At 65.9% G+C, this 11,516-nt stretch carries 13 protein-coding genes; 9 read left to right on the forward strand and 4 right to left on the reverse strand.

Annotated elements, in window-relative coordinates:
* The 9 genes from pyrH to fabZ all read left to right on the forward strand — a co-directional run.
* Positions 1–527: UMP kinase (gene pyrH / locus JOZ79_RS01860; protein WP_294069811.1), on the forward strand; the 527-nt coding region annotated here is incomplete at its 5' end.
* 2 nt (positions 528–529) lie between these two features.
* On the forward strand, positions 530–1,087 hold the full coding sequence (gene frr, locus JOZ79_RS01865) for a ribosome recycling factor (protein WP_294069814.1): 558 nt from the start codon (positions 530–532) through the stop codon (positions 1,085–1,087).
* A 104-nt stretch (positions 1,088–1,191) separates the two neighbouring features.
* Positions 1,192–1,860, forward strand: a complete 669-nt coding sequence (gene uppS / locus JOZ79_RS01870; RefSeq protein ID WP_294069834.1) for a polyprenyl diphosphate synthase — start codon at positions 1,192–1,194, stop codon at positions 1,858–1,860.
* On the forward strand, positions 1,857–2,510 hold the full coding sequence (locus JOZ79_RS01875; RefSeq protein ID WP_294069817.1) for a phosphatidate cytidylyltransferase: 654 nt from the start codon (positions 1,857–1,859) through the stop codon (positions 2,508–2,510). The genes uppS and JOZ79_RS01875 overlap by 4 nt, the downstream gene beginning before the upstream one ends.
* Positions 2,507–3,667 (forward strand): 1-deoxy-D-xylulose-5-phosphate reductoisomerase, encoded by a 1,161-nt coding sequence (locus JOZ79_RS01880; RefSeq protein ID WP_294069819.1) that lies wholly within the window; start codon positions 2,507–2,509, stop codon positions 3,665–3,667. The genes JOZ79_RS01875 and JOZ79_RS01880 overlap by 4 nt, the downstream gene beginning before the upstream one ends.
* On the forward strand, positions 3,664–4,794 hold the full coding sequence (locus JOZ79_RS01885) for a M50 family metallopeptidase (protein WP_366514784.1): 1,131 nt from the start codon (positions 3,664–3,666) through the stop codon (positions 4,792–4,794). Before JOZ79_RS01880 ends, JOZ79_RS01885 begins: the two co-directional genes overlap by 4 nt.
* Positions 4,795–4,891: 97 nt before the next feature.
* A complete protein-coding gene (bamA, locus tag JOZ79_RS01890) occupies positions 4,892–7,606 on the forward strand; it encodes an outer membrane protein assembly factor BamA (protein ID WP_366514785.1) in 2,715 nt (904 codons plus the stop codon).
* Positions 7,606–8,196 carry an OmpH family outer membrane protein gene (locus JOZ79_RS01895; protein WP_294069821.1) on the forward strand — a complete coding sequence of 197 codons (591 nt, stop codon included), beginning with the start codon at positions 7,606–7,608 and terminating at the stop codon, positions 8,194–8,196. The genes bamA and JOZ79_RS01895 overlap by 1 nt, the downstream gene beginning before the upstream one ends.
* 7 nt (positions 8,197–8,203) lie before the next feature.
* Positions 8,204–8,695 carry a 3-hydroxyacyl-ACP dehydratase FabZ gene (fabZ, locus tag JOZ79_RS01900; protein ID WP_294069823.1) on the forward strand — a complete coding sequence of 164 codons (492 nt, stop codon included), beginning with the start codon at positions 8,204–8,206 and terminating at the stop codon, positions 8,693–8,695.
* Here fabZ and JOZ79_RS01905 read toward each other — a convergent pair.
* The 4 genes from JOZ79_RS01905 to JOZ79_RS01920 all read right to left on the reverse strand — a co-directional run.
* Positions 8,661–9,389 carry an ABC transporter ATP-binding protein gene (locus JOZ79_RS01905; RefSeq protein ID WP_294069825.1) on the reverse strand — a complete coding sequence of 243 codons (729 nt, stop codon included), beginning with the start codon at positions 9,387–9,389 and terminating at the stop codon, positions 8,661–8,663. The genes fabZ and JOZ79_RS01905 overlap by 35 nt on opposite strands.
* Entirely contained in the window at positions 9,386–10,351 is a 966-nt protein-coding gene (locus tag JOZ79_RS01910; RefSeq protein ID WP_294069827.1) for an iron ABC transporter permease, read from the reverse strand. Before JOZ79_RS01910 ends, JOZ79_RS01905 begins: the two co-directional genes overlap by 4 nt.
* Positions 10,348–11,100: an ABC transporter substrate-binding protein gene (locus JOZ79_RS01915; RefSeq protein WP_294069829.1), complete on the reverse strand. Its 753-nt coding sequence runs from the start codon at positions 11,098–11,100 to the stop codon at positions 10,348–10,350. Before JOZ79_RS01915 ends, JOZ79_RS01910 begins: the two co-directional genes overlap by 4 nt.
* Positions 11,072–11,516, reverse strand: a 445-nt coding sequence (locus tag JOZ79_RS01920; protein WP_294069831.1) for a TonB-dependent receptor, incomplete at its 5' end; no start/stop codon positions are given. The genes JOZ79_RS01915 and JOZ79_RS01920, both read right to left, overlap by 29 nt.

An 11,516-nucleotide genomic window follows, 5' to 3' on the forward strand; every position in this document is an offset into this window, starting at 1 on the left:
AGGGCTTCGACCGCGCGACCGCCGATTACATGGGCATGCTGGCCACGGTGATGAACGCGCTGGCGCTTCAGAACGCACTCGAAAGCGTCGACGTCGACACTCGCGTCCTCTCTGCGATCCCGATGGCCAGCGTCAGCGAGCCCTACATCCGCCGCCGAGCGCTGAGGCATCTCGAGAAAGGGCGCATCGTCCTATTCGCGGCGGGGACGGGCAATCCTTATTTCACCACCGACACGGCAGCGGCGTTGCGTGCTGCGGAGATGGGTTGCGATGCCCTCTTCAAGGGTACGAGCGTCGACGGCGTCTATACCGCCGACCCGAAGAAGGATCCGACGGCGACCCGCTATGAGACCGTCAGCTTCGGCCGAGTGCTGAGCGACGACCTCAAGGTCATGGACGCCGCAGCGGTGGCGCTGTGCCGCGACAACAATATTCCGATCGTCGTCTTCAACATCCGGCAGCGGGGCAACCTTGCCCAGGTGCTGGCCGGAGAAGGCACGGCGACGGTCGTTCAGAACGGAGAATAACCATGCCCGCATTCGACAAGGCAGACCTTCAGCGCCGCATGCACGGCGCGATCGATGCCCTGAAGCACGATCTCGTTGGGCTTCGCACCGGGCGTGCCTCGACCAACCTCCTGGATCCGATCAATGTCGAGGTCTATGGCGCGCAGATGCCGCTGAACCAGGTGGCGACGGTTTCCGCGCCGGAGCCGCGCATGCTGACGGTCCAGGTGTGGGACCGGTCGAACGTCGGCCCGGTGGAAAAGGCGATCCGCTCGGCGGGTCTTGGTCTCAACCCTGTGACGGACGGCCAGATGGTCCGGCTGCCGATCCCGGATTTGACCGAGGAGCGCCGCAAGGAGCTCGCCAAGCTGGTCGGCCAATATGCCGAAAAGGCGAAAATCGCTGTTCGCAACGTTCGCCGGGATGGCAACGACACCCTTAAGACCGATGAAAAGAAGCATGAAATCTCTGAAGACGAGCGCAAGCGCCACGAGACCGAGGTGCAGAAGCTGACCGACGACACGATCAACGAAATCGACCAGCTGTCTCAGGCCAAGGAAAAGGAAATCCTCGGCAAGTGATCGCCCGCGCCGGTCCCGTCGCTCCAGGCGCAGACACGGTGCCCGGCTCGGCGTCGCCCGGCACGGGAGCGGCCTCGACGACTCCTCGTCACGTCGCCATCATCATGGACGGCAATGGACGCTGGGCGCAGAGCCGGGGATTGCCGCGCATCGCCGGCCATCGCGCTGGTGCGGAGGCCGTGCGCCGAGCACTGCAGGCGGCGGCGGACCACGGCGTCGAGGTTCTCACCATCTATGCCTTTTCCTCCGAGAACTGGCGGCGCAGCGAGGAGGAGGTATCGGACCTCACCGCGCTGATGCGCTTCTACCTGGAGCGCGAGCTGAAGACTCTCGAGAAGGAGCGGGTGCGCCTCAAGCTGATCGGTGACTATCAGGCATTCGGGCCTGACCTCGTCGCCCGGCTCGAAAAGGCCGTCGAGCGCACCGCCAGCAACACGCGCCTGACCCTGGTCATCGCGCTCAACTATGGCTCCCGGGCGGAGATCGCCGCCGCCGCTCGGACGCTCGCGCAACGAGCCCTCGACGGCCAACTCCAGGTGAGCGAGATCGACGAGCAGCGCATTGCGGGCGAAATGCAGACCCGCGAACTACCACCGCTGGACCTCCTGATCCGCACTTCCGGCGAAGTCCGCCTCTCCAATTTCCTCTTGTGGCAAGCGGCGTACGCGGAATTGCTCTTCCTGGACATCATGTGGCCGGATTTCGACGAAACGGTCTTCGTGGACGCCCTAGGTCAATATGCTTCGCGTCAGCGGCGGTTCGGCGGCCGATGAGCGAGCTTGCCGTCCGGACCCTCTCTGGTCTCGTCCTGATCGCGACCGCGCTAATAGCAGCGGTGGTCGGCGGTGACATCCTCGCGGTCCTCGCCGCGGTTGTGGCGGTCGCGATGTTCTATGAGTGGCGGCAGATCAGTCGCGGCTGGGGCCCGGCCTGGTCGATCGGGGGCTTTTTCTACGCGCTGCTGCCGGCGCTCGCCCTTTTATGGATCCGGCAACGTACGCCGCTCGCCGACCCCACGAACGAGGGGGGCCTAGCACTGCTGGTCTGGGTCTTCATCGTCACCTGGTCGACCGACATCGGCGCCTATTTCGTCGGACGGGCCATCGGCGGCAGGAAGCTTGCTCCCTCGATCAGCCCCGGCAAGACGGTCGCCGGCCTTTACGGCGGCATCGCAGTGGCGACCGTGCTCGGTACGCTGTGGGTCTTTACCCGCGGCCTCGGTTATCCGCTGATCGTCCTCGCGCCGATCCTCGCGGGAATGGCCCAATGCGGCGACCTGTTCGAAAGCTGGATGAAGCGGCGAGCCGGCGTCAAGGATTCGGGCAAGCTACTGCCCGGCCACGGTGGCATCCTCGACCGCCTCGACGGCTTCGTACCGGTGGTGGTGCTGACAGCCGCCGCCCAACTGGCGGGCCTGACATGACCCGCCGGATTGCGATCCTCGGTGCGACCGGCTCTATCGGGACGTCGGCGCTGGACCTGATCGAACGCTCGCCCGAGCTTTTTTCCATAAGCGCCGTGACGGCGGCGACGAAGGTCGCTGATCTCGCGGACATCGCCAGGCGCAGTCGGTCCGCGCTTGCCGTTATCGGCGACGAGCGCCTCCTTCCCGAGCTTCGCGAGCGCCTCGCCGGCACCGGCTGCCGCGCCGAGGGCGGCCGGTCGGCGCTGGTCGCTGCCGCCGCCGCGGAAGCCGACCTTGTGATCGGGGCGATCGTCGGTTGCGCTGGGCTCGAACCGGTCATGGCCGCTGTCGAGGCGGGGCGAACCGTGGCACTCGCCAACAAGGAGGCGCTGGTGACCGCCGGCGCCCTGATGACTGAGGCCGCGAAGGCGAGTGGTGCGACCATCCTCCCGGTCGACAGCGAACATAATGCTATCTTCCAGTGCCTTGCGTGCAGCCGTGGCGGCGATGTCTCAAGGATCATCCTTACTGCGAGCGGCGGTCCGTTTCGAACTGCATCGAGCGAGATGATGGCCTCTGCGACCCCCTCGCAGGCCATCGCCCATCCGACCTGGTCGATGGGCGCCAAAATCTCCGTCGACAGCGCAACCCTGATGAACAAGGGCCTGGAGCTGATCGAGGCTCACTTCCTGTTTGGCCTGCCGTCGCAGCAGATCGACATCCTCATCCACCCGCGATCGGTCATCCACTCCCTGGTCGAATTCGTCGACGGCTCCGTGCTTGCCCAGCTCGGCAGCCCCGACATGCGCATCCCGATCGCGTATGCACTCGCCTGGCCGAAGCGGATGCCAACCCCGGCCGAAAGGCTCGACCTTGCGGCAATCGGCAGCCTGGCGTTCGAGAGTCCCGACGATCGACGTTTTCCAGCCCTGCGGCTGGCTCGCCAGGCGCTGGAGGCGGGCGGCGCCGCGCCTATCGTGCTCAATGCCGCCAACGAAGTCGCGGTCGACGCCTTTCTCGCCGGAGCGATCCCTTTCCCGGCGATTGCGGCCACCGTCGCCGATGCGCTCGATCGAAGCCGGGATTCAACGCCGTTGAGCATCGCCGACGTTCTGGAGATCGACCGCGCGACCCGGTCACGCGTCGGTGCAGCCATGAAGGCGAGCTGCGCGTGATCCTGCAGCAACCGCCCCTGTGGCTTGCCCTCGTCGCCTTCGTGTGTGTCCTCGGGCCGCTCGTCTTCTTCCACGAGCTCGGTCACTATCTTGTCGCCCGTTTGTTCGGCGTGCCGGCGGAGAGCTTCTCGATCGGCTTCGGACGCGAGCTGTTCGGATGGACCGACCGGCAGGGCACACGCTGGAAAGTCGCCTGGCTGCCGCTCGGCGGATACGTCAAGTTCGTCGGCGACATGAACGCGGCCAGCGAGCCGGGGGCGGCGGAAGACATTCCCGAAGAGCTTCGCGCCCGTGCCTTTCAGTTTCGGCCGGTCTGGCAGCGCTTCCTCATCGTGCTTGCCGGCCCGGTCGCGAACTTCATCCTCGCAATCCTCATTTTCTCCGCCTTTTTCACCTTCGTCGGGATCCCGCGCACCAACGTCGTCGGCAAGGTGCTCCCGGGAAGTGCGGCGTCGGCGGCCGGGATTCAGCCTGGCGACCGAATTCTGTCCGTCGCTGGCCGGTCGACTCCAACCTTCGACGATATCAGCAACGTCGTTTCCGTGCGCGCCAACGAGCACGTCGATGTCGACCTTGTTCGCGACGGCCAGCCCCGGACCCTTCGCGTTACCGTACGGTCGGATTCGAGCCCGGATCCGTTCGGGCAAAAAATCCCGCACGGACTGCTTGGCGTCTATCCAACCGCCCAGGCCCTGCAACCCGTTCCAGTCTATAAGGCCGTGCCCCTTGCAGTCGACTATACGGCCCGCCTGACCCGCTCCATGGTCGACAATATCGGAATGATCTTCCGCGGGCGGATCTCACCGACCGAGCTAAAAGGACCCGTAGGGATCGCTCAGTTCGCTGGCCAGGCGGCGAGTCTCGGCGTGCTCCCGGTCGTCGTCCTCATCGCGCTGATTTCAATTAATCTGGGATTCATCAACCTCTTGCCAGTTCCGATGCTCGATGGCGGCCATCTTTTCTTCTACATCGTCGAAGCCATTCGCCGGCGCCCCGTCAGCGAGCAGATCATGGAATGGGCGTTCCGGGGCGGGCTGGCGCTGATCCTTGCACTGCTCGCCTTCACGACCTTCAACAACCTGGCCTCGGTCGGGCTCTGGGATCGGCTTGAACGCTTGATTGACTAGGTGGCTTGGGGCAGGGGCAGACATTGCATTTGGCGGCCGGGGGGCGTCGCCGGGCCGGAAGCATCATAACCGTAAGCAGCATTCAAGGCGGGGACGCGTGATTTCAGGATCAAAGAGCTTCAAGCGGCGCGCTGGCGCGTTTCTCCTCGTCGGCACGATGCTCGGCGGCTGGGCAGCGCCTCTCGTCGCGCAGACTGCGCCGCCGCCGGAAACCCAGCCCGCCGACACCACTCCGCCGCCGGTGGACACACTGGCGCCTGTCGACACGGCGCCGGCTCAAACAACCGCGCCGACCGCGCTGCCCGCGACTCCGCCCGCCCCAGCACCCGAGCGGATGATTCGCTCGATCTCGGTCCGCGGCAACCAGCGCCTGGAGCCGGAAACGATCCGTTCCTACGCCAATCTTCGGCCGGGTCAGATCTACACTGCCGACACGCTCGACCAGGCGATCCACGACCTCTACGCGACGCAGCTGTTCGCCGACGCAACGATCACCGGCACCGATACCGGCAATCTCGTCATCAACGTGCGCGAGAATCCGGTGATCAACCGCATCACCTTCGAGGGCAACAAGCATCTCAAGCAGGACAAGATCACCCCGGAGATCAAGCTGTCGCCACGGCAGATCTTCACCAGGTCGGCAGTCCGCTCCGACGTCGACCGGATTCTCGACCTCTACCGCCGCCAGGGCCGGTTTGCCGCGCAGGTCGAGCCCAAGATCGTCCAGCTCGACCAGAACCGCGTCGACGTCGTGTTCGAGATCAGCGAGGGCGATCTTGCCAAGGTTCGCGCGATCAACATCATCGGCAACACCACTTTCCCGGACGGCCGCCTCCGCAAGGAGATGTACACCAAGCAGGCCGGCGGCCCGCTCGGCTTCCTGAAGTCGAACGATACCTATGACCCCGACCGGCTTGCCGCCGACCAGCAGAAGCTTCGCGCCTTCTACCTGACCCAGGGCTATGCCGACTTCCGTGTCGTTTCGGCCCTTGCCGAGCTCACGCCCGACCGGCGCGACTTCGTCATCACCTACGTCGTCGAGGAAGGTCCGCGCTATCACTTCGGCAAGATCGAGGCGACGAGCGCACTTCGCGATTTCCCGCCGGCGACGATCATGCAGATCGTCAAGGTGAAGCAGGGGACCTGGTTCAACGCCAAGGCGATCGAAGACGCGGTCACGAACCTCAATGCTGCGGCCGGCAACCTCGGCTATGCGTTTGCCGATATCAGTCCCTCCTACGACCGCGATCCGGCCCACCGGTTGATGAACATCACCTTCAAGGTGAACGACACGCCCCGGCAATATGTCGAACGCATCGACATCACCGGCAACACGAACACGCGCGACAAGGTGATCCGGCGGGAATTCCGGTTGAACGAGGGCGACGCGTTCAACGCGCTCAAGGTCAAGCGCAGCCAGGACCGCATCCAGAGTCTGGGCTTCTTCCAGGATAAGCTCGAGATCAAGCAGACCGAAGGGTCGACTCCCGACAAGGTCGTCCTTGGCGTCAACGTCGAGGAGAAGTCGACCGGCCAGGTGTCCCTCTCGGGCGGCTATTCCAGCCTCGAGAAGTTCGTCATCCAGCTTGGCGTTTCTCAGGACAACTTCATGGGCAAGGGCCAGAGCGTCGACGCATCCGTCGATTATTCGGCCTACGGCAAGTCGGTCGTGCTTGGCTTCACCGAACCCTATCTGTTCGACAAGCAGATCCTGTTCGGCGCGCAGGTGTTCCGCAAGGATTACCGCAGCTTCGACTATCTCCAGAACAACGCCCGCAACACGACCTATTCGGAGCTCAGCACCGGTGGCATCCTCCGCCTCGGCTTCCCGATCACCGAGTTCATGTCGCTGGGAACACGGTACACCTTGTCCCAGGACAAGGTCTCGCTCGACAAGACGACCTTCTACACCGACCCGGACGGCACCGGCCCGCTACCCGCCACCTGCGACCCGCTGAAGGCCGGCCGCTATCTCTGCGACGAAATCGGCAAGCGCCTGACCTCGGCCGTCGGCTACACGATGCTGTACGACAATACGGACGGCATCCACCCGACGCGCGGCCAGCGGTTCAGCATTTCGCAGGACTTCGCCGGGCTTGGCGGTGACGTCCGCTATCTGCGCACGAACGGAGATGCGACCAAATACTGGGGCTTCGGTTCGGGCTGGATCTTCTCGGCCCATGCCGAGGGTGGGTATATCCACGCGCTTGAGCAATCCAATCTTCCCGGGGAAGATCCGGTCCGTCTAACCGACCGGTTCTTCGTGCCCGAGCTGCGCGGGTTCGACATCCGCGGCATCGGCCCGCGCATCAAGCGCTACGCTTACGACGCGACGGGCACGCTTCAGCCCAAGGGCATCGTCACCGATGCTCTTGGCGGACGGGCCTACTACATGGGCCGGCTCGAGCTGCAGCTACCGGTTTCCTCGGGCCTCCAGAGCCTGGGACTCAGGCCTTCGGCATTCGTCGACGTCGGTTCGCTTTTCGGTCTCAAGAAGCCCCTCCTGACCGATATCGTCGCGGTCTGCAGCCCGAAGGTCGGAACCACGGGCCTGACCCAGTTCCAGAGCCCGAACCCGAATTGCAGCGTCGATTATTCGGGCATCGCCCACGATTCGACGAAGTTCGATTCCTCGCCGGGCTTCAGGGAGGTGTTCCTCGGCAACTCGCCCAAGCCGCGCCTGTCGATCGGCATCGGCGCGAACTGGAACTCACCCTTCGGCCCGCTGCGGATCGATCTCGCCAAGGCGTTGCTCAAGCAGAAGGGCGACGACACCAAGCTGTTCAATTTCAACGTAGGGACCCAATTCTGATGCTGAAGACTGCAATTCTGGCCGCCGCGGCGGTGGTTACACTCGCTCCGGCCGCTGCATCCGCCCAGGCCATCCCGGGCGCCGTCGTCGCGGTTGTCGATCTCGAGCGCGTGAGCAGCCAGTGCACGGCCTGCAAGACGGCCGCGGCGACTCTTCAAGGTCAGCTGAATGCGCTCAAGACGCGGCAGCAGACGCTTGCAACGCCGTTGGAAGCCGAAGGCAAGTCGATCCAGACGGCCGTCGATGCCCTGCCGCAGGGCAAGGAGCCGGACGCCGCACTGCAGGCCCGCATCCGTGCTTTCCAGGCCAAACAGCAGCAGGGCGCGCAGGAACTCCAGCAGCGTCAGGTGCAGATCCAGCGCAACCGCGACTATATCGGTCAGCAGATCAGCGCCAAGCTTGGCCCGATCTACCAGCAGATCCTCCAGCGCCGCGGCGCCAACGTGCTTGTCGAGCAGGGTGCGACCCTGGCGTCGGCGTCCGCGCTCGACGTCACAAACGACGTGCTCGCGGGCCTGAACGCGGCCTTGCCGTCGGTCTCGACGACAGCCCCGGCGGCCCCGGCCCAGCAGCAGCCGCAGGGCCGCTAATCGTCGGATGAGCGACGAAACGGCAAGCGCCGCCTCCTCCGGCATCGCCGGCGGTCCGCTCGACATTCGTCGGGTCATGGCGGCGCTTCCGCATCGCTACCCGATGCTCCTGGTCGACCGCGTGGAGAGCCTCGAGCCCGACAAGGGCATCGTCGCGATCAAGGCGGTAACAATCAACGAGTCCTTCTTCCAGGGGCATTTCCCCGGCCGGCCCATCATGCCCGGCGTCCTCATTGTCGAGGCGCTTGCGCAGGCGGCGGGCGTACTGGCTGTCCAATCCCTCGGCCTCGCGAACAGCGGCAAGCTCGTCTATTTCATGGCCATCGAGGGCGCGAAGTTCCGCACTCCGGTCGAGCCCGGCGTCCTCCTGCGGCTCGAGGTCGACTTCGTCCAGAAGCGAACCAGCGTGTGCAAGTTCGTCGGGCGGGCGTTGATCGAAGGCAAGCTCGCCGCCGAGGCCAGCTTCACGGCGATGATCGCCGACCCGCCGGCGAGCTGAGCCGCCACCCCGCGGCAGCGCGCTCGATCCGGAACGCGCGCGCGAACTCGCGCCCCGCCAGCATGGCGCTCGGCGAAAGGTCAGCCCGGATCTCGCCTCCATCGACCAGAAGCGCGCGATCGAACGCCGTCATGCGCTCGATGTCGTGCAACGCCACCGCGACTGCCACGCCGCCGTCTGCAATCCCGCGCAGCAGCCCAAGCAGGCGGAGCACCCAATAGGGGTCGAGGTTCGACAGCGGCTCGTCGAGCAACAGCACCATGGGATTCGGCGCCAGGACGCGCGCCAGCAGGACCCGGGCCCGTTCACCCGTCGACAGCCGATCAACCGCCCTCCCGGCGAGCGATTCAAGCTCCAGCGATGAAATCAGCGCGTCCACTCGCCGAGCGTCGGGAACCGCCAGCCCCAGCGCGACCACGTCGCGAACGCTGATCGGCCAGACGGCATCGCGCGACGCCGGCAAATAGCCGAGTAGATGGCTGCGACGAGCGGGCGAGGCGGCGCGGAGGTCCTCGCCAGCGACGGTAATCGACTCCGCCGACCCGTCGATGCCCGAGCAGCCGCGCAGCAAGCTCGTCTTGCCACCGCCGTTCGGCCCGATCACCGCGACCAGCTCCCCAGCGTCCAGGCGCAGCGCGGTCGACCGCAAGCGAGCGGGAATGCTTGCGCCCCGCACATCGAGAACTGGCGTCATGCCGCCACCCGCGCGCGCATCCGAACCACGATCCACACGAACAAGGGCGTGCCCGCGACGGTCGTCAGCACGCCGACCGGGATGGTGCGTCCAGCCGGTCCGAAACGTACTGCGAGGTCGGCCAGCAACAGCAGCGCTCCTCCGATCGCAGCCGAGGGCAGCAGCGCCCGCCCAGGATGCCCCCTCGTGACCAACCGACCCGCATATGGCGCGATCAGCCCCACGAAGCCGATCGCGCCGCACACCGACACGCAGGCTCCGACGGCGATTGCGCTGAGCGCCACCACCTCGATCGCAATGCGTCGCGGCCGGTATCCCAGCGAGGCAAGCACGTCTTCGCCGAGCGCCATCAAGTCGAGCGCCCGCGACCGCGCCAGCAGGAGCAGGCAACAGAAAGCTGCAGGTACGAGCGCCGTCGCTGCCTGCGGCAAGCTGCGATCGACGAGGCTCCCCATCAGCCACTCGAAACTGTCGTAAAAGGCGAAGGGGGAGGGTGCGAGGGCAAGAACCAGGCTCGTCGCCGCGCCGGCCGCCAGCGAGATCGCGAGCCCCGCGAGCAGCAGCGTCGCACCCGCTGCATTCCGTCCGGCCAGCGTCAGCAATAGCGCCAGAGCGACCAAAGCCCCGGCACCACCGCATGCTGCCAGCGCGATCGGGCCCGACACCTCGAACCAATAAGCGGCCAGCACCGCCCCGAGCGCGGCGCCGCTGCTTCCACCCGTGATATCGGGGGACGCCAGCGGGTTGGCGAACACCGCCTGCAAGGCGGCGCCGCTCATGCCGAGCACCGCCCCATAGCCGAGCGCCAGCAGCGTGCTTGGCAGCCGGAGCTGGGTCAGCAGCAGCTCCGCCGTTGCCGGGTCCGAGCGGTGCAGCGCCAGCACGGGTCCCAGAGGCAGAAAGAGGTGCGCCGCGGCAATCGCCGCCAACGCAAGGCCGACCAATGCGCCCGCGCCTTTCACCGGTCGCGCCTTCGCAGCCGCTCGATTTCGGTGATCGTGAGAGGTCCCATGCAGGTCCATGCGCGCCCGTCGGTGACCACCTGGCGGCTCGGCGCGCGACGAATGATCGGGTTGTCCAGCCAGCGCTGCCCGCTGGACATCTGTCCCGACCGATAGTTGCTTCGTATCAGTGCCTTGGGAGGGTTAGTGATCATTGTCTCCAAAGTCAGCCGAGCGCCCTGGAGCGGACGCTGGCGATACCCGGCCAGCCGAAGCCATTGCGCGCCCAGCGAGTCCGCCCCGAGGCTTTGGCCGCCTCCCGAGACCCAGGCCGCGTCGACCGCTTGTGAAGGCGCGCTGGCCTTCAGCGCCCTTAACCTCGCGACCCACGGATCGGCGCGCCCCGGGGCGCCAAGCGCAGCGGCAACCGTTCGCAGGTTCGTGACGACGTCCGCAAGGCTCGCCGGTTCGCGAAGATCGAGCGAGCGGATGTGCAGCCTGCCCGACAGCGAGGCGCTCGCCCGGCCGCTCCCGCCCATCGTCAGGACGAGATCGGGCCGAAGCGCCAGGACATCTTCGATCGACCCGCGATTGCCCTGATACCGCCTGGCGGCCCGCCACAGCGGCGACTCCTGCGCGTCCTGCGACAGATAGCTCACGCTCACCACGCGCCCCGGATCAGCAAGCAGGAGCAGATATTCGTCGCTGCACAGGTTGAGCGACGCGACCCTGAGCGGCAGGCTAGCGGCCAGCAAGGCGAATGCCGGCATGAAGGCTCCTCCCTTGGGTGCGGTAGCCAATCACGTCCTCGTAATGAGCGTCAAAGGCATTGGCCGTACGGACGAACAGCTCGACGGTGCGGCTCACGCGATAGGCGAGGCGTGCGTCGGCGAGCCAATAAGGATGAAGCGACACCGTTCGCGCCGGGTAGGCGTCGAAATCGGTATCGATTCGCGAGCCGGTGTAGGCAACCCCCACGCCGTAGCTCCATCGGCCGCTGCTGCCATCGAGCGCAACCGAGCCACTATGCTTTGACCGCCGTACCTCTCGCACTTGTGCGCCCGCCAGGGGGCCTGGTTGGGTCGCGCTTTGGTAGGCGTAATTCGCGCTAAGCCTGAACCTAGGGCTGATTCGCCATTCCCCCTCGGCCTCGATGCCGGACCCGCGGCTGGTGCCGGTGCCGTTG

This window comes from Sphingomonas sp. (assembly GCF_019242355.1).
Classification (GTDB): Bacteria; Pseudomonadota; Alphaproteobacteria; order Sphingomonadales; family Sphingomonadaceae; genus Sphingomicrobium.